We start from the raw sequence: 18,081 nt of genomic DNA, 5'->3' as shown, positions 1-18,081 counted from the left end.
CACCGGATAACCGGAAAGAGCCGCACCTCCCTCTGGAGACGTCCTCAGGCCCGCGTGACCCTTGTCCAGGCTCTGGCCAGGCCCCCGGCAGCACCTGTCGACCAGGGGAGCCATCGGCGACGGCGGATGGCTCATGGAATCGACGGACTGCCGGGGACTGTCATGCCGTCGGTGAGGGAACTCCCCCACCGCTCCCCCACCGCTCCCCTACGCCTGCACGGCGGCGGCCGCCCCGGACTGCTGCTGGCGAGGGAGCGTGGGGAACCGGCCCGGCGCGTCGGCCGCGCCGAGGACGCCCGCGATGCCCCGGGCGAGGCAGGGGATCCGGTGGGCCGGGATGCCCGCGATGTTGATCCGCCCCGAGGTCGTGCCGTAGACGGCGTACTGCCTGCGCAGCCGGAGCATCTGCTCCGCGGACAGCGGCAGCATCGAGAACATGCCCTTCTGGCGGGCGAGCGAGCGCGCCTGGTCCGCGCAGCCGAGCGCGCCGAGGTGGGCGATCAGATCGGCCCGGTTGTCCATGATCCGGCCGCGCATGACGTCCAGTTCCGCCCGCCAGGCGGCCCGCAGTCCCTCGTCCTCCAGGATCGTGGTCACGACGGCCGCACCGTGCTCGGGCGGCATCGAGTACAGCGTCCGGGCGGCGTTCTGCAGGGCGGTCTCGGCGTGGCGGACGGCCTGCCCCGAGGCGCCGAGCACGATGGCGCAGCCGACGCGGTCGCTGTAGAGGCCGAAGTTCTTCGAGCAGCTGACCGCGATCAGCATTTCCGGCACGCGCGCCGCCAGCATCCGCGTGGGGAGCAGGTCGGCCTCCAGGCCGTCGCCGAGCCCGTGGTAGGCGAGGTCGACGAAGGGCACCCAGCCGCGGCGGGCGGCCGACTCGGCGAGCGCCTCCCAGTCGTCCAGCAGCGGGTCGACGCCGGTGGGGTTGTGGGCGCAGCCCTGGAGCAGGACCACGTCGTCGCGCTGCGCGTCCTGCAGCTCCCGCAGCACGCCGGCCGTGTCGAAGCCTCCCTCGGCGTCGCGCCAGCCGTACGTGCGCACGCGCAGCCCGGCGGCCTCCAGGATGGGCCGGTGGTTGACGTAGGCCGGATCGCTGATCCACACCGTGGCGCCGGGGCGGGTCCGGCAGATCAGGTCGGCCAGCAGCCGCAGGGCGCCGGAGCCCGCGACGGTCTGGACCGCCGCGGCCCGGTCGGTCGGCCCGGCCGGGCCGAGGACCAGTTCGAGCAGGGAGCGGTTGAAGGCGGCGTTGCCGGAGAGCCCGCGGTACTCCTTGGAGTCGGAGCGCTCCGCCAGACGGATCTCGGCCTCGCGCACGGCGGTCATCACGGGTGTGGTGCCCGTCTGGTCCCGGTAGACGCCGAGGACGAGGTTGAGGCGTTCGGGCCGCTCGTCGCTGCCGAACTCGTAGGTCAGGTCCCACAGCGGGTCGGTGGGCGGCGTGGGGAGGAGCTCAAGCATCTGCGGGAACCTTGGGTCGTGGGCGGCGGTTGGCGAGGACGACGCCGGCGGTGATGAGGGGGACGCCGACGAGTACGGCGAGGGTCGGCCTCTCGCCGAGCAGCGGGACGGCGAGCAGGACGACGGCGACGGGGCTGAGACTGCCGAATACGGCGCTGCGCTCGGCCCCGAGGCGGCGGATGGCGAAGGCGTACAGCAGGCCCGCGCACAGGCCGACCCCCAGCCCCTGTACGACGAGGAACAGTGCGATGTCGCCGCCCGCCGCGTGCGCGATGCCGGTGGGGAGCACCCCGGTCAGCACCAGGGCGCCGATCACCGCGAAGGAGGGCAGGCACAGCAGTCCGATCGACCCGATCGGGTCGAGGTCGACCTCGCGCAGCCCGACGGTGTAGAGGGCCCACAGGCCGCTGGCCACCAGGAGCGTGCCGGCGCCGAGGAGCACGTCGGTGTCGACGGGCACGACGTAGCGCCAGACGAGGGCGGCCACACCGGCCGCGATCAGGGCGAGCCCGGCGGCCTGCGTGCCCCGGGGGGCGCCGTGGCCCCGGCGGATCATGATCACGGAGACGAACAGCGGGACCATGCCGGGGACGATGGAACCGACGAACGCGGCGGAGGTCAGCGCGCCGCCGTGCATGGCGGCCAGGAAGAACGGCACCCCGGCACCGCAGACGATCTTCACGGCGGGGCCCGGCCGCACCGCGGCGATGGCCCGCCGGCGCCGCCACAGGGCGGGGAACAGGACGACGAGGGGGACGCCGAAGCGCAGCAGGGCCGCGTCGGCGGGCAGCAGGGAGGAACCGCTCAGGGCCCGGGCGCTGAGCGCGAAGGCCGCCCAGATCGTCACGGTGACCAGCAGGGCGATCATGCCCTCGGCCTGTGGGGAGAGCCCGCGCCGGCCGGGGTGTCCGGCCCGCGGGCCCGCCGCATCGGGAGGCAGGGTCGCCCGGGTGGTGTTCGTCGCGACCAAGGAATTGCTCCAGCCTCTGAGACCCGGACCGATCCGGTCCGTGCCTGGGCAACGCTAGAGCCTGGGGCGGGGCAGCCGATTGCCAGTTCTGCCTCTCGGACATACGTTTGGGGCAGAATCTGCCAAGGAGTGCCCGTGGACGCAGTGGATCTGCAGATCATCAGGGAATTGCAGGCCGACGGACGCCTGTCCAACCAGGACCTGGCCGACCGCGTCCGGCTGTCCCCGTCGCCCTGCCTGCGCCGGGTACGGCGGCTGGAGGAGGCCGGCCTGATCCGCGGCTACACGGCCATGGTCGACCAGGTCGCCTTCGGGCTCCCGGTCACCGTCTTCGTCCGGATCCGCCTGGAGCGCCACACGGCGGAGGCGGTGCGGCTGTTCGAGGAGCACGTCGCGGTCATCGAGCACATCCAGGACTGCTACCTGATGGCGGGCAGCAGCGACTACCTGCTCCGGATCGTCATCGAGGACCTGGAGGCCTACGAGTCCCTGGTGCGCCACCGGATCCACGCCATTCCCGGGATCGCCTCGATCGAATCGAGCTTCGCGTTCGGCAGCGTCAAGCAGTCCCGGACCTACCCGCGGCCCGCCCCGGGCACCGCCGGGCGCTCGCCGCGCTGACGGCGGATCCGCGGGCGGCCCGGCGGCTCGGGAGGCGGCTCGGGAGGCGGGCTCAGGAGGCGGCCGCCACCGCCGTCTCGAAGGCCTCGTAGGCAGCCGCGTCGAAGAGCACGAACCGCACCTCCTGCACCTCGGTACGGGCGCGGCGCACCGTCTCCACCGCGATCCGCGCCCCGTCGTCCATCGGCCAGCCGTAGATGCCGGTGGAGATGGCCGGGAACGCCACCGTACGGGCTCCCAGCTCGTCGGCGATCCTCAGCGACTCGCGGTAGCAGGAGGCCAGCAGCTCCGACCGGTCCTCCTCGCGCGACCAGACCGGACCCACCGTGTGGATGACGTGCTCGGCGGCGAGCCGCCCGGCCGTGGTGGCGACGGCCCGGCCCGTGGCCAGCCCCTTGCCGTAGTGCGAACGCCTCAGGTCCTCGCAGGCCGCGAGGATCTCCGGCCCGCCGCGCCGGTGGATGGCGCCGTCGACCCCGCCGCCACCGAGCAGCGAGGAGTTCGCCGCGTTGACGATGGCGTCGGCCTTCTCCGCGGTGATGTCGCCGCGGACCAGGGTGATACGGACCATCAGGAGCCCTTTCGCAGGTGGCGCCAGACCGCCTTGGCGGCGTTGTGCCCGGACATGCCGTGCACGCCCGGACCCGGCGGGGTGGCCGAGGAACAGAGGAAGACGGCCGGGTGTGCCGTCGTGTACGGGCTGAGGGAGAGCTTGGGGCGCAGCAGGAGCTGGAGGCCCGAGGCGGCCCCGCAGGCGATGTCCCCGCCGACGTAGTTGGGGTTGCGGGCGGCGAGCTGGGGCGGGCCGGCCGTGGCGCGGGCGAGCACCAGGTCGCGGAAGCCCGGGGCGAAGCGCTCCAGTTGGGACTCGACGGCCTCGGTGAGGTCGCCGTCCCAGCCCGCGGGGACGTGTCCGTACGCCCAGAAGACGTGCTTGCCCTCGGGTGCCCGGCCGGGGTCGACCAGGCTGGGCTGCGAGGTGATGAGGAAGGGGACGCGCGGGGCCCGGCCGCCGGAGGCGAGCTGCAGGGCGGCGTCGATGTCGCGGGCTCGCGGTCCGACCTGGACGGTGCCGGCGCGGCGCGGCGCCTCGGCCGTCCACGGGACCGGGCCGTCCAGGGCGTAGTCGAGCTTGAACACGGAGGCGCCGTACCGGTAGCCGTCGTACGCGCGCCCCAGGCGGGCGATGCGCGCCAGCGCGGTCGGCGAGGTGTCGAAGACGTAGGTGCGGGCGGGCGGGAGGTCGTCGAGCCGCTTGACCTCGAACCCGGTGTGGATGGTGCCGCCGAGGTCGCGCAGGTACCCGGCGAGGGCGTCGGACACGGACTGCGAGCCGCCGCGCGGCATCGGCCAGCCGTTCGCGTGCGCGGCCAGCGCGAAGACCAGGCCCACCGCGCTGGTGGCGATCCCGCCGAGCGGTGCGATGACGTGGGCCACGAGGCCCGCGAACAGGGCGCGTGCCCGTTCGTCGCGGAAGCGGCTCAGCAGCCAGGTGGAGGGCGGCAGTCCGGTGAGCCCGAAGCGGGCGAGCGTGAGCGGGTCCCGGGGCAGCGCGGTGTTCGGCAGGGACATGAAGTCCCGGGCCAGGGTGTCCCATTTGCCGAGGAACGGTCCGACCAGACGCCGGTAGGCGCCCGCGTCGCGCGGACCGAAGGACGCCGCCGTCTCCGCGACCGAGCGGGACAGGACCGCGGCCGTGCCGTCGTCGAAGGGGTGCGCCATGGGCAGCGGGGCGTGCAGCCACTCCAGCCCGTACCGCTTCAGCGGCATCGTGGCGAAGACCGGCGAGCCGGCGCCGAGCGGGTGCACCGCCGAGCAGGGGTCGTGGCGGAAACCGGGAAGGGTGAGCTCCTCGGTCCGGGCGCCGCCGCCGATCTTCTCGGCGGCTTCGAAGACGGCCACCGAGAAGCCGCGCCGGGCCAGTTCGACGGCGGCGGTCAGCCCGTTGGGTCCCGCCCCCACCACGACCACATCGAGAATCGACGGCACTTGCGACTCCTTCGTCTCCGGCGGCGCCTGCACCTCCAGGATATTCCGCCGCCCGGACCGACCGGGCCCGACCGGCCCCGCCGGGACCGCGCCGGACCCGGTCAGACGCCCCGGAGCAGCTCCCGGATCCGTACGGCGGTGGCCTCGTCCCGCCCGACCGCGAACGGCAGCGCGTTGTCCCGGTCCACCCGGAAGGGAACCCCGTCGACCGTGCTCTGCGCCCCGCCGGCCTCGGCGACCAGCAGCAGCCCGGCCGCGTGGTCCCAGGCCGAGGGCCAGGTGAAGGCGAGGCCGTCCATCTCGCCGCGGGCCACCTTCAGGTACTCCAGGCCCGCCGAGCCGCACGGGCGGGCCGCGACCCCGGGTACGTCCAGCCGGGCCAGCGTCCGCTTGTTCTCGTCGGTCGTGTAGAGCGGGTGGGCGATGGCGACCCGCAGCGCGGCGCCCGCCTCCGGCGAACCGCTGTGGATCCGCTCGCCGTTGACGTACGCGCCCTGCCCGCGCACGGCGGTCGCCAGCTCCTCCAGGGCCGGGGCGTAGGTCCAGGAGGCGAGGATCTCCCCGTGCCGGGCCAGGGCGACCAGGGTGCAGAAGGCGGGGTCACCGTTCACGAACTGGCGGGTGCCGTCGACGGGGTCGACGATCCACACCGGGGCGTCCGCGCGCAGCGCCGCGTACACACCGGGGTCGGCGTGCACGGCCTCCTCGCCGACCACGGCCGAGCCCGGCAGCAGCTGCGTCAGGGCGGCCGTGAGGTACTCCTCGGCCTTGCGGTCGGCGACGGTCACCAGGTCGTGCGGGCCGTTCTTCTCGTCGACCTCGTGCTCGGCGAGCTGCCTGAATCTCGGCATGATCTCGATGGCCGCCGCCTTGCGGACGGCCTCTTCCACATCGGACAGGCCATGGGCCAGGAACTCATCGATCATGCCTCCAGCAAAGCACGCCCGACCGACAATCCCCACTGCCATTCCCGTACCGGCGCCTGGACACCGGGTGTCCGCCGGGTGACACGCACGTCCCCGGCGGCGGCGCTCGCTGTCCGTGAGCGACAACCCGTACAGCGAGCGGCAGTTCGGGAACACGAGGAAACCCGCACCACAAACCACACGACGCAGCACCCGCCTCATTCGATTCGATATTATCCCCGCTATTCCCCGGCACTTCCGGCATTCCCCGGCAATCCGGCCCTCCGGCCGGATTCGAGAAAACACATGAGGGGAGAAGAGCGGAAACCCTACGATGAATTCCATGAGTGCGCTGATCTTCCTCCTGTCGCTCGGCACGGTCTGTCGCGTCACGCGATTCATCACCAAGGACGCCCTCGCCGCGGGGTTCCGCTCCCGGGTCGCCGACCGTTTCGGCGAAGACTCCCATCCGGCATATCTGATCACCTGCGGATGGTGCGTCAGCATCTGGGTCGCCGGCGCCGTCACCGTGCTCGCCCACTGGGCCGGTGGAGAAACGTGGTTCCAGGCGGGTGCCACGGCGCTCACCCTTTCCTACCTGACCGGTCTCGCCGCCAACTGGCTGGACTGACCGCCACGTCGAAATGGTCCGCATCATCGCCGCCACGCATAAATATGACTATAAGGCGGCGAGTGTCGGCATGCGGCGCCCGGGGATAAACGGATAAAGGGAACGAGCCGGGGCTCGGTCCTACGCCGGAACTCCCCCGGCCCTCCCCTCGACCGGCCGCCGGAGCGGCCGAACAGAAGGAGGAAGACCATGGCATGCAACTGCGGACGCACCAGCCGGTCCACGCTCGTCTACCGGCTGGTCCTCCCCGACGGGGTCACGCGCCAGTACCCCACACGGCAGGAGGCCGACGCCGCCAACAAGCGGGCGGGCGGGCAGGGTTCCATCACGGCGGTCCGCCAGTAGGCCCGCCGTCCGCACAACAGGGAGGGGCGGGCACCCCGCCCACACCCCGGCGGCCGCCGCAAGGGCGACGCCCCCACCAGCAGCCCCTCGGCGCACCGGACAGCCGGTGCACCGGGGGGCTGCGGCGTGCCGCGGCACTCCTGGTATTGCGAATACCGCGGAGGAATAGCGTGATTCACTCAGCGCGGAATCCTTTCTCTTCCGCCCGCGAGTCAGCCAAACCGTTCCGGGAACGCGAGCACACCCCCGGCACCGCCCAGATGCACACCGGGAAAACGACGTAAAGGGAAACCTTTCCCCTCGCGAAAATGCATCAAGGCGCCGCACGATTCGGGTTTATCGCCTCGCGCGCGCCTAAGTGCGCTGAGCCGAACGAGTGGTGTTCTGTTCACCCGTCTAGCCGAAGTCCTCAGCCGGAAGGCCTACTGCTGATATCAGCAGGTGATGCCCCCGACTCCGCATGGACCAGGGCTCTTAACGGAACGTCCCACCAGCGTTTTCCTGTGCGTTCCGTGCTTCGCCGAGCGCCATAGGGGCGAAGAGATTCATCTGCTTCCGCGGGTCATCCGAAAGGGAGCCACAGCATGGCCAGTTCGACCACCACCGTGACCTCGGCACCGGATCCGTCCGTCTTCGGGCAGTCGGTCACCTTCACCGCCACCGTCCAGCCGGAAGTCGCCGGCGACCCCACCCCGACCGGCAGTGTCGAATTCGTCGTCGACGGCCTGCCCGTCATGACAGTGCCGCTCGACCCGAGCGGCCAGGCACAGTACGTGACCGGCGATCTGGAGGTCGGTCTCCACGGGATGGAGGCCAACTACTCCGGCGACGCGGAGTACGACCCGTCCAGCGGCGCCGACACCCAGGAGGTCACGCTCGCGAACACCACCACCACGCTGGCCTTCGACCCCGAACCCTCGTTCTGCGGCGACACGGTGATCGCCACCGCCCAGGTGACCCCCGTTCCCCCGGGCGCGGGAACTCCCACCGGGCTGGTGTCCTTCATCGTCAGCGACGACGGTCCGGTACTGACCGCCCCCGTGGCCATAAACGGGCAGGCGCAGGTCAGCTTCAGCGGCCTGGACGTCGGCTTCCACCAGGCAGCCGCCTTCTACACCGGCGACGCGGACTTCAACGGATCGAACTCCCCGCTGACGCTCCACGTCGTCAACCCTGCGCCCGTCTCGGTCACGGTCTCGGCGGTGCCCAACCCCTCGGTGTGCGGTCAGACGGTGACGCTCTGCGCCACCGTGGCACCGGTCTCCTCGGGCGTCGGCAACCCCTCGGGCTCGGTGACCTTCACCGGCCCCGGCGGACTCGACCAGACGGTGACCCTGGACGCGGGCGGCACCGCCTGCGTCACCACGACCGTGCTGGAGACCGGCACGGTCACCGTCGTCTACGGCGGCGACGAATGCTACGCGAGCGGGACCGGCACCATCGACGTGACGGTCAACCAGGCGTCGAGCACGGTGTCGGTGACGGTTGCCCCCGACCCGTCGGTGTGCGGCGAGTCCGTGACCGTGTGCGCCGCCGTCACCGCGGTGGCGCCCGGTAGCGGCACCCCCACCGGAACCGTCACCTTCACCGGCCCCGGCGGACTCAACCAAACAGTGACCCTGGACGAGGGCGGCACAGCCTGCCTGACCACGACCGCACTGGAGACCGGCACGGTCACCGCCACCTACAACGGCGACGAATGCTTCACCGCATCGACCGGCACCGCACCGGTGACCGTCAACCAGGCATCGAGCGTGGTGTCGGTGACGGTGGACCCCGACCCGTCGGTGTGCGGCGAGACCGTGACGGTGTGCGCCACGGTCACCGCGGTGGCACCCGGAAGCGGCACCCCCACCGGAACCGTCACCTTCACCGGCCCCGGCGGACTCAACCAGACCGTACCCCTGGACGCCGGCGGCACAGCCTGCCTGACCACCAGCAGCCTCACCAGCGGCACCGTCACCGCCGTCTACAACGGCGACGACTGCTTCTCCGCATCGACCGGCACCTTCGACGTGACGGTCAACCAGGCGTCGAGCACGGTCTCGGTGACCGTGGACCCCGACCCGTCCGTATGCGGCCAGACGGTGACGGTGTGCGCCACGGTCACCGCGGTCGCACCCGGCAGCGGCACCCCCACCGGAACCGTCACCTTCACCGGCCCCGGCGGACTCAACCAAACAGTGACCCTGGACGAGGGCGGCACAGCCTGCCTGACCACGACCGCACTGGAGACCGGCACGGTCACCGCCACCTACAACGGCGACGAATGCTTCACCCCGTCGACCGGCACCGCACCGGTGACCGTCAACCAGGCGGCCAGCACGGTCTCGGTAACCGTGGACCCCGACCCGTCGGTGTGCGGCGAGACCGTGACCGTGTGCGCCACCGTCACCGCGGTGGCGCCCGGTAGCGGCACCCCCACCGGAACCGTCACCTTCACCGGCCCCGGCGGACTCAACCAAACAGTGACCCTGGACGAGGGCGGCACAGCCTGCCTGACCACGACCGCACTGGAGACCGGCACGGTCACCGCCACCTACAACGGCGACGAATGCTTCACCCCGTCGACCGGCACCGTGGACGTGGCGGTCAACCCGGCGTCCAGTGCGGTCTCGGTAACGGTGGAGCCCAACCCGTCGGTGTGCGGCGAGACCGTGACCGTGTGCGCCACCGTCACCGCGGTCGCACCCGGCAGCGGCACCCCCACCGGAACCGTCACCTTCACCGGCCCCGGCGGACTCAACCAGACCGTACCCCTGGACGCCGGCGGCACAGCCTGCGTCACCACCACGACGCTGGAGACCGGCACGGTCACCGTCACCTACAGCGGAGACACCTGCTTCCTGCCGTCGACGGGTTCAATGGACGTGACCGTCAACCAGGCATCGAGCGTCGTCTCGGTAACCGTGGACCCCGACCCGTCCGTATGCGGCGAGTCCGTGACCGTGTGCGCCACCGTCACCGCGGTCGCACCGGGCAGCGGCACCCCCACCGGAACCGTCACCTTCACCGGCCCCGGCGGACTCAACCAGACCGTACCCCTGGACGCCGGCGGCACAGCCTGCGTCACCACGACCACGCTGGAGACCGGCACGGTCACCGTCACCTACAGCGGAGACACCTGCTTCCTGCCCTCCACGGGTTCAATGGACGTGACCGTCAACCAGGCATCGAGCGTCGTCTCGGTAACCGTGGACCCCGACCCGTCCGTATGCGGCGAGACCGTGACCGTGTGCGCCACCGTCACCGCAATCGCACCCGGCAGCGGCACCCCCACCGGAACCGTCACCTTCACCGGCCCCGGCGGACTCAACGTGACACTGGTACTGGACGCAGGCGGCACCGCGTGCCTGACCACCAGCAGCCTCACCAGCGGCACGTACTCGGCCACTTACAACGGCGACACCTGCTTCGCCGGGTCGAACGCCCCCTTCGACGTGACGGTCAACCAGGCCGCCAGCAACACCACCGTGTCGGTCACCCCCAACCCCTCGGTATGCGGCGAGACCGTGACCGTGTGCGCCACCGTCACCGCGGTCGCACCCGGCAGCGGCACCCCCACCGGAACCGTCACCTTCACCGGCCCCGGCGGACTCAACCAGACCGTACCCCTGGACGCCGGCGGCACAGCCTGCCTGACCACCAGCAGCCTCACCAGCGGCACCGTCACCGCCGTCTACAACGGCGACGACTGCTTCACCGCTTCGACCGGCACCTTCGACGTGACGGTCAACCAGGCGTCGAGCACGGTCTCGGTGACCGTGGACCCCGACCCGTCCGTATGCGGCCAGACGGTGACGGTGTGCGCCACGGTCACCGCGGTGGCACCCGGCAGCGGCACCCCCACCGGGACGGTCACCTTCACCGGGGCCGGGCTGAACACGACCGTACCCCTGGACGCCGGCGGCACGGCCTGTCTGACCACGACCGAGTTGGAGACCGGCACGGTCACGGCCGTCTACAACGGCGACGGCTGCTTCTCCTCCTCGACCGGCACCGCGCCGGTGACCGTCAACCAGGCATCCAGTGCGGTCTCGGTGACCGTGGAGCCCAGCCCCTCGGTGTGCGGCCAGACCGTGACCGTGTGCGCCACCGTCACCGCAGTCGCACCCGGAAGCGGCACCCCCACCGGAACCGTCACCTTCACCGGCCCCGGCGGACTCAACCAGACCGTACCCCTGGACGCCGGCGGCACAGCCTGCCTGACCACCAGCAGCCTCACCAGCGGCACCGTCACGGCCGTCTACAACGGCGACGGATGCTTCTCCTCGTCGACCGGCACCGCGCCGGTGACCGTCAACCAGGCGTCGAGCACGGTCTCGGTGACCGTGGAGCCCAACCCGTCGGTGTGCGGCGAGTCCGTGACCGTGTGCGCCACGGTCACCGCGGTGGCACCCGGCAGCGGCACCCCCACCGGAACCGTCACCTTCACCGGCCCCGGCGGACTCAACGTGACACTGGTACTGGACGCAGGCGGCACGGCATGCCTGACCACCAGCAGCCTCACCAGCGGCACGTACTCGGCCACTTACAACGGCGACACCTGCTTCGCCGGGTCGAACGCCCCCTTCGACGTGACGGTCAACCAGGCCGCCAGCACCACCACCGTGTCGGTCACCCCCAACCCCTCGGTGTGCGGCCAGTCCGTGACCGTGTGCGCCACGGTCACGGCAGCGGCCGGCACCCCCACCGGAACGGTCACCTTCACCGGCCCCGGCGGACTCAACACGACCGTCCCCCTGGACGCCGGCGGCACGGCCTGCGTCACCACCAGCAGCCTCACCAGCGGAACCGTCACCGCCGTCTACAGCGGCGACACATGCCTCTCCTCCTCGACCGGCACCGCGCCGGTGACCGTCAACCAGGCGGCCAGCACCACCACCGTGTCGGTGGCCCCCAACCCCTCGGTGTGCGGCCAGACCGTGACCGTATGCGCCACCGTCACCGCGGTAGCACCCGGCAGCGGCACCCCCACCGGAACCGTCACCTTCACCGGGGCCGGGCTGAACACGACCGTACCCCTGGACGCCGGCGGCACGGCCTGCGTCACCACCAGCAGCCTCACCAGCGGCACCGTCACGGCCGTCTACAACGGAGCGGGATGCTTCTCCTCCTCGACCGGCACCGCGCCGGTGACCGTCAACCAGGCATCCAGTGCGGTCTCGGTGACGGTGACCCCCAACCCCTCGGTGTGCGGCCAGACCGTGACCGTGTGCGCCACCGTCACCGCGGTCGCACCCGGCAGCGGCACCCCCACCGGAACCGTCACCTTCGCCGGCCCCGGCGGCCTGGCCACGACGGTGCCCCTGAACGCCGCCGGCACGGCCTGCGTCACCACCAGCAGTCTCACCAGCGGCTCGGTCACGGCCTCCTACAACGGCGACGGATGCTTCAAGCCGGTGAAGGGCGCGACGAGCGTGACCGTGAACAGCGCCCAGACCGCGACCGCACTCACCATCACCCCCAACCCCGTGGTCTGCGGCCGCCCGGTGACGTTCTGCGCCACGGTCACCACCGTCGCGCCGGGCAGCGGCACGCCCACCGGGACCGTCACGTTCACCGGCCCCGGCGGCTTCGTCCAGACCGTGACGCTCAACGCCGCCGGCACGGCCTGCGTCACCACCACCGCGGGCGCCAGCGGCACGGTCACCGCCGTCTACAACGGTGGTACCTGCCACAGTCCCTCGGCAGCGTCGGCCGGCCTGACCGTGAACCCGGCTCCCACGACGCTGACGGCGGCCGCGGCGCAGATCCGCCTGCGGACGAACGGCACGTTCGTCATCCAGTCGATGAGCGCCACGCTCAAGGTCACCTCCACCGCTGCTCCGCTCCCGGGACAGCTGGTCACCTTCAGGGCGAACACGACGCTCGGGCCCGTCGTCCTCGGGACCGCGCTCACCAACGCCGGCGGGGTGGCGACACTGGCCCCGCCGACGCTGACGGTTCCCAGCACGGTGATCACGGCGACGAGCTACACCGCGTCCTTCACGGGGACGAGTTGCTACGCCGCTTCCTCCGTGACGGCGCCGCTGACACTCGTCCTCACCCCGCTCCTTCCCTGACCGAACACCGGTCACCGCTCCGGCCCGCCACGGGCCGGGGCGGGCCGGCTGTCCGGGGCGGCGGCCGACGGCCGCCGCCCCGGACCCACGTGGACGGGTGGTTCTTCCGCGGCGGTCGCCGCGGATGCGACCATGATCGGGGCCGCTCGCGAGCGGCAGTGATCGCATTCCGAGTCCCTGCAAGAAGCCACTTCGACATCGGAGCCCGCCATGAGCCGAGCCACGAGCCACGCCCCCAGGCGTGTCGTCATCATCGGGGGCAGCCTCGCCGGCGTGCTGGCAGCAGCAGCGGTCAAGGAGCATGTCGATTCCGTGGAGATCCTCGAGGCCCACGAGCTGCCCGCGGGACCCGAACCGCGCACCGGGGTTCCCCAGGCCGCCCACATCCACTGGCTGCAGTCCGGCGGCGCGGAGGCCATCGACGCCCTGTTACCCGGCACCATCGACCGGTTGACGGACGCGGGCGCCCACCGCGTACCGGTGACCACCGACATGGTGATCTTCTCTCCCGAGGGCTGGTACCGGCGCTGGCAGCGCGCCACCCACTACGTGATCACCGCGAGCCGGGACCTGACGGACCTCGTCGTCCGCAACGAGGTCCTGAAGGACCCCCGGGTCACCGTCCGTACGCACACCAAAGCGGTCGGGCTGCTCGGCGACCGCCATGCCGTCGAGGGCGTACGCGTGCGCGACGCCGACGGCATCGAGGCGGAACTGCGGGCCGATCTGGTCATCGACGCCTCCGGCCGGGCCTCCCGGCTGCCCCGGTGGCTTGCCCGGCTCGGACTCACCGGCCTCGCCGAGGAGCGTCTCGACTCCGGCATGGTCTATGCAAGCCGCCTCTACCGGGCCCCCGTCCCCACGCGCGGCTGGCCGGTCGTCGGTGTCCAGGCCGACCCGCTCGCGCGGCAGCCCGCCAGGGCCGGCGGCATCCTGCCGATCGACGGCGAGCGCTGGCACGTCAGCCTGATGGGAGCCCCCGGCGCGGAGCCCACCCGGGCCGCGGAGCACTTCGAGCCCTTCGCCCGTACGCTGCGCCACCCGATCATGGCCGACCTGCTGGAGCACGCCGAACCCCTGGGCGACGTCAGCGTCACCCACAGCACCGCGAATCGGCGGCACTACTACGAACGGCTCCGCGGGTGGCCCGACGGCCTGGTGGCACTGGGGGATTCCGTCGCCACCTTCAACCCCGTCTACGCGCAGGGCATGTCGGTGGCGGCGCTGGGCGCCCTCGCTCTGCGCGACCTGCTCGCGAGCGGCCCGACCCGCGGCCTGGCCCACCGCGCGCAGCGCGCCGTCGCCCGTCCCGTCGACGTCGCCTGGGCCCTTGCCACCGGTCAGGACATCCATTTCGCGACCACCGGGGGCACGCATCCGAAGGTCACCGATCGCCTCCTGCGTCGCTACGTCAGCCGCCTGTCCCGCACGGCGACCGGGTCGTTCCGTGCCGCCACGGCCCTGACCGACGTACTGGCCCTCCAGGCGCCACCGGTGTCCCTGGTCAGGCCCAGCGTGCTGTTGGCCGCCCTGGTCGGCCCGCTGCGTCCTCGGCTCGACCGCCCCCAGTTCAGCTCGGCCGAACGCGAGCTCCTGAACGGGCTGCCGCAACGGAGGAGCGCACGGCCCTGAGCCGGGCGCTCGCGGGCGCCCCGCGACCGCGACCGGCAGAGCGAGCCGCCTCCCCGACCGGTCGGTGGACCGGTCGGGGAATCGCCTGAGTGGCGGTGCGTCAGACTGCGGCGAGGCGGCGGAATTCGTGCGTGGGCCGGGGGAACGACGACGAGAGGATGTCCGACCGGAACTCTCCGTCGAGGACGGACGCGAGGAATCGCGTGCACGATACGGAGTGGTGCTCCCATCGGTCGCCGCGGGCCTCGTTCACCATGACGGTCCATTCGTTCGGCTCACGGCCCGGAAGGACGAGCCAGTACAGGCACTCCCCGTTGTCCGTGGTCGCCCACGGGACGACCGTGGCCCCCTCGGCCTCCAGTTCCGCCGGCTTCTTCTCGAACTTCCACAGGTCTTCGAGGTCTTCGGCCTGGTACCTGGCCCACGTGAGGAGGTCGTAGTGCTTGTTCGGGCAGTGGGGTTCCAGCACGTAGAGGTAGTCGTCCCAGTTGCTTCCGCCGTAGATCCCGATGAGCTCCTTGTAGTCGTCGGGGAGCCCCACCGCGAGGGTACGTTCCACCTCACCCCAGTCCTTGTCGCGGGGCTCGCCCGGCGCCGGGGAGATTTCGAGGAGACGGGCAAGGGCGTCGGCCACGGCGTGGTCCCTCTCGGCTTGTTCCGGCGCTGTGGCGCTGGGTGGACCTGAAGCCGTTCGACCCATACGCCTCGACGTATATACCGGCGGGTATTTTATCAGCCCCGTTGTGACGGGGGTGCTGGAGACGACGGTCCCGGGACGGGGCGTCCTGGGCCGTCAGCCGGTTCATCTCGTCGAACGAGGACGTCAGCGCCACGAAGCCCGAGACGGTGCGCCCCACCTCACGGCCCAGGGGGTCGAAGCCCCCGCACCGGAGTCGGCGCAGGCGGCCCACGACCGTGGGCAGCCGGGTCCTCGTAGCCGTTGTCGGGTATCCGCAAGAGCCTCGTCTGCTGTAGGAGCTGTGAGGGCCGACTCCTGGGCCGGCCCTCACAGCTCCTGACGGCGTCAGCCGAGCGACGGGATGATGTGCTGGCCGTACGCGTCGATCGTGGCCTCCCGGGCGTCGTGCATGTCGTAGACGGCGAACTGGTCGACGCCCAGGTCGCGCAGGGCCCGCAGCTTCTCGATGTGTGCCTCGGCCGGGCCCAGCAGGCAGAAGCGGTCGACGATCTCGTCGGGGACGAAGTCGGTGGACGGGTTCCCGGCCCGCCCGTGGTGGCTGTAGTCGTAGCCCTGGCGGGCCTTGATGTACTCGGTGAGCTCGTCGGGGACCATCGAGGAGTGCTCGCCGTAGCGGCCGACCAGGTCCGCGACGTGGTTGCCGACCATCCCGCCGAACCAGCGGCACTGGTCACGGGCGTGAGCCAGGGCCTCGGCCGAGTCGTCAGCCGTGACGTAGGCGGGGGCAGCCACGCAGATGGTGATGGACGCCGGGTCGCGGCCCGCCTCGGTCGCGGCCTGCCGTACCGCCTTGACCATCCACTCCGTGAGGTAGAGGTCGGCGAGCTGGAGGATGAAGCCGTCGGCCTTCTGGCCGGTCAGGGCCAGCGCCTTCGGTCCGTACGCGGCCATCCAGACCGGAAGCTTCCCGTCCTTGATCCACGGGATCCGCAGCGACTTGCCGTCGACCTCGGCCTCGCGGCCCTCGGCCAGGTCACGGATGACGTCGATGGCCTCGCCCAGGCGGGCCAGGGTGTTGGGTGCGCGTCCGGCGACGCGCATGGCGGAGTCGCCGCGGCCGATGCCGCACACGGTGCGGTTGCCGTACATGTCGTTGAGGGTGGCGAAGGTGGAGGCGGTGACCTCCCAGGTGCGGGTGCCCGGGTTGGTCACCATGGGGCCGACGTGGAGCTTGGTGGTGTGTTCCAGGATCTGGCTGTAGATGACGAACGGCTCCTGCCACAGCACGGCGGAGTCGAAGGTCCAGCCGTAGCGGAAGCCGTTGCGCTCGGCGCGCTTCATGAGGCTGACGACTTGCGAGGCGGGCGGGTCGGTTTGCAGGACGAGGCCGAAGTCCAAGACGGATTCCCCTTACAGGTACTGGCAGGTGGTGCGGGGGACGAAGGCCCCGTGGCCGGCCCGGCCGGTGAATTCGCGCTGTTCGATGACGAGTTCGCCGCGCGAGAGCACGGTGTCGACGCGTCCGGTGATCCGCCTGCCCTCGTACGCCGAGTAGTCCACGTTCATGTGGTGGGTCTCGGCGGAGATGACCTGCTCGGCGTGCGGATCGTAGAGGACGATGTCGGCGTCGGAGCCCGGTGCGATGGTGCCCTTCTGCGGATAGAGGCCGAACATCCGGGCCGGGGTCGCGCACGCGATCTCGATCCAGCGGCGGCGGCTGATGTGCCCGTCCAGGACCGCCTGGTGGAGGAGGTCCATGCGGTTCTCCACGCCCGGCAGTCCGTTGGGGATCTTCGAGAAGTCCCCGCGGCCCAGTTCCTTCTGGCCCCGGAAGCAGAACGGGCAGTGGTCGGTGGAGACCACCTGGAGGTCGTTGGTCCGCAGGCCCCGCCACAGCGCCGCCTGGTGCTCCTTCGGCCGCAGCGGTGTGGAGCAGACGTACTTGGCGCCCTGGAAGTCGGGCTCTTCCAGGTTGTCGGTGGACAGGAAGAGGTACTGCGGACAGGTCTCCCCGAAGACGGGCAGGCCCTTGTCGCGGGCGGCGGCGAGCTCCGCCACGGCTTCCTCCGCCGAGACGTGGACCACGTACAGCGGGGCGCCCGCGACCCGCGCCAGCTGGATGGCGCGGTGGGTGGCCTCGGCCTCCAGCAGGACCTTGCGGACCTCGCCGTGGTGGCGGGGGTCGGTCTCCCCGCGTGCGAGGGCCTGTTCGACGAGGACGTCGATCGCGATGCCGTTCTCGGCGTGCATCATGATCAGCCCGCCGTTGGCGGCGCCGCGCTGCATGGCGCGCAGGATCTGGCCGTCGTCGCTGTAGAAGACCCCGGGGTAGGCCATGAAGAGCTTGAAGGAGGTGACCCCTTCACCGACGAGGTGGTCCATCTCCTTGAGCGTTCTCTCGTTGACGTCCGAGAGGATCATGTGGAAGGCGTAGTCGACGGCGCAGTTGCCGTCGGCCTTGGCGTACCAGGTGTCGAGCCCCTCGCGCAGGGAGTGGCCCACGCTCTGCACGGCGAAGTCGACGATCGTGGTGGTGCCGCCCCAGGCGGCGGCTCTGGTTCCGGTCTCGAAGGTGTCGGAGGCCGAGGTGCCTCCGAAGGGGAGTTCCATGTGGGTGTGCGCGTCGACCCCGCCGGGGATCACGTACTTCCCGGTCGCGTCGATCGTGCGCTCGGCCGTCCAGGCGGCGGCCGCCGCCGAACCGTGTGCGGCCAGCGCCGCCACGCGGCCGTCCTCGATCAGGACGTCCGCGTGCAGTTCGTCGGAGGCCGTGACGACGAGGCCGCCGCGGATCAGGGTGCGGGTGCTCATGTGATCCC

General features: G+C 71.5%; 13 protein-coding genes. 5 read left to right on the top strand and 8 right to left on the bottom strand.

Going from position 1 to position 18,081, the window contains the following annotated elements:
• Positions 1-207 precede the first annotated feature (207 nt).
• The gene (locus ACXNSR_RS30995; RefSeq protein ID WP_458638652.1) at positions 208-1,464 is read right to left on the bottom strand and encodes an amino acid aminotransferase; all 1,257 of its coding nucleotides are present in this window, start codon (positions 1,462-1,464) and stop codon (positions 208-210) included.
• The gene (locus ACXNSR_RS30990; protein WP_458638651.1) at positions 1,457-2,434 is read right to left on the bottom strand and encodes a DMT family transporter; all 978 of its coding nucleotides are present in this window, start codon (positions 2,432-2,434) and stop codon (positions 1,457-1,459) included. Before ACXNSR_RS30990 ends, ACXNSR_RS30995 begins: the two co-directional genes overlap by 8 nt.
• 135 nt (positions 2,435-2,569) lie before the next feature.
• Between ACXNSR_RS30990 and ACXNSR_RS30985 the strand changes: the two genes are divergently transcribed.
• Positions 2,570-3,055 (top strand): Lrp/AsnC family transcriptional regulator, encoded by a 486-nt coding sequence (locus ACXNSR_RS30985; RefSeq protein ID WP_458638650.1) that lies wholly within the window; start codon positions 2,570-2,572, stop codon positions 3,053-3,055.
• Positions 3,056-3,107: 52 nt separating this feature from the next.
• Here the strand turns inward: ACXNSR_RS30985 and ACXNSR_RS30980 are convergent, their stop codons facing one another.
• The 3 genes from ACXNSR_RS30980 to ACXNSR_RS30970 all read right to left on the bottom strand — a co-directional run bounded on the left by ACXNSR_RS30980 (position 3,108) and on the right by ACXNSR_RS30970 (position 5,970).
• Positions 3,108-3,626 (bottom strand): O-acetyl-ADP-ribose deacetylase, encoded by a 519-nt coding sequence (locus tag ACXNSR_RS30980; protein ID WP_458638649.1) that lies wholly within the window; start codon positions 3,624-3,626, stop codon positions 3,108-3,110.
• On the bottom strand, positions 3,626-5,044 hold the full coding sequence (locus tag ACXNSR_RS30975) for a phytoene desaturase family protein (RefSeq protein WP_458638648.1): 1,419 nt from the start codon (positions 5,042-5,044) through the stop codon (positions 3,626-3,628). The genes ACXNSR_RS30980 and ACXNSR_RS30975 overlap by 1 nt, the downstream gene beginning before the upstream one ends.
• A 101-nt stretch (positions 5,045-5,145) precedes the next feature.
• Complete coding sequence (locus ACXNSR_RS30970) at positions 5,146-5,970, bottom strand: inositol monophosphatase family protein (RefSeq protein WP_458638647.1); 825 nt, start codon at positions 5,968-5,970, stop codon at positions 5,146-5,148.
• Between the two features lie 322 nt (positions 5,971-6,292).
• Between ACXNSR_RS30970 and ACXNSR_RS30965 the strand changes: the two genes are divergently transcribed.
• The 4 genes from ACXNSR_RS30965 to ACXNSR_RS30950 all read left to right on the top strand — a co-directional run bounded on the left by ACXNSR_RS30965 (position 6,293) and on the right by ACXNSR_RS30950 (position 14,622).
• Positions 6,293-6,580: a hypothetical protein gene (locus ACXNSR_RS30965; protein WP_458638646.1), complete on the top strand. Its 288-nt coding sequence runs from the start codon at positions 6,293-6,295 to the stop codon at positions 6,578-6,580.
• A 189-nt stretch (positions 6,581-6,769) separates the two neighbouring features.
• Positions 6,770-6,925: a DUF7196 family protein gene (locus tag ACXNSR_RS30960; protein WP_458638645.1), complete on the top strand. Its 156-nt coding sequence runs from the start codon at positions 6,770-6,772 to the stop codon at positions 6,923-6,925.
• Between the two features lie 584 nt (positions 6,926-7,509).
• Complete coding sequence (locus ACXNSR_RS30955; RefSeq protein ID WP_458638644.1) at positions 7,510-12,990, top strand: Ig-like domain repeat protein; 5,481 nt, start codon at positions 7,510-7,512, stop codon at positions 12,988-12,990.
• Between the two features lie 210 nt (positions 12,991-13,200).
• Positions 13,201-14,622, top strand: a complete 1,422-nt coding sequence (locus tag ACXNSR_RS30950; protein ID WP_458638643.1) for an NAD(P)/FAD-dependent oxidoreductase — start codon at positions 13,201-13,203, stop codon at positions 14,620-14,622.
• Positions 14,623-14,722: 100 nt separating this feature from the next.
• Here the strand turns inward: ACXNSR_RS30950 and ACXNSR_RS30945 are convergent, their stop codons facing one another.
• The 3 genes from ACXNSR_RS30945 to hydA form a co-directional block, all read right to left on the bottom strand.
• Positions 14,723-15,256, bottom strand: a complete 534-nt coding sequence (locus ACXNSR_RS30945; RefSeq protein ID WP_458638642.1) for an SMI1/KNR4 family protein — start codon at positions 15,254-15,256, stop codon at positions 14,723-14,725.
• Between the two features lie 390 nt (positions 15,257-15,646).
• Positions 15,647-16,660: a TIGR03842 family LLM class F420-dependent oxidoreductase gene (locus tag ACXNSR_RS30940; RefSeq protein ID WP_458638641.1), complete on the bottom strand. Its 1,014-nt coding sequence runs from the start codon at positions 16,658-16,660 to the stop codon at positions 15,647-15,649.
• 12 nt (positions 16,661-16,672) lie between these two features.
• Positions 16,673-18,073, bottom strand: a complete 1,401-nt coding sequence (gene hydA, locus ACXNSR_RS30935; RefSeq protein ID WP_458638640.1) for a dihydropyrimidinase — start codon at positions 18,071-18,073, stop codon at positions 16,673-16,675.
• Positions 18,074-18,081 lie beyond the last annotated feature (8 nt).

The organism is Streptomyces sp. NC-S4, from assembly GCF_054353315.1.
Note: the sequence above shows the minus strand (reverse complement) of the source record. Positions and strands in the feature narration are given on the sequence as shown.

What these genes read in the sequence shown, in the direction of transcription:
- ACXNSR_RS30995 (WP_458638652.1), bottom strand. Translation starts at nt 1,464, where the DNA reads ATGCTTGAGCTCCTCCCCACGCCGCCCACCGACCCGCTGTGGGACCTG.
- ACXNSR_RS30980 (WP_458638649.1), bottom strand. Translation starts at nt 3,626, where the DNA reads ATGGTCCGTATCACCCTGGTCCGCGGCGACATCACCGCGGAGAAGGCC.
- ACXNSR_RS30970 (WP_458638647.1), bottom strand. Translation starts at nt 5,970, where the DNA reads ATGATCGATGAGTTCCTGGCCCATGGCCTGTCCGATGTGGAAGAGGCC.
- ACXNSR_RS30965 (WP_458638646.1), top strand. Translation starts at nt 6,293, where the DNA reads ATGAGTGCGCTGATCTTCCTCCTGTCGCTCGGCACGGTCTGTCGCGTC.
- ACXNSR_RS30960 (WP_458638645.1), top strand. Translation starts at nt 6,770, where the DNA reads ATGGCATGCAACTGCGGACGCACCAGCCGGTCCACGCTCGTCTACCGG.
- ACXNSR_RS30955 (WP_458638644.1), top strand. Translation starts at nt 7,510, where the DNA reads ATGGCCAGTTCGACCACCACCGTGACCTCGGCACCGGATCCGTCCGTC.
- ACXNSR_RS30950 (WP_458638643.1), top strand. Translation starts at nt 13,201, where the DNA reads ATGAGCCGAGCCACGAGCCACGCCCCCAGGCGTGTCGTCATCATCGGG.
- hydA (WP_458638640.1), bottom strand. Translation starts at nt 18,073, where the DNA reads ATGAGCACCCGCACCCTGATCCGCGGCGGCCTCGTCGTCACGGCCTCC.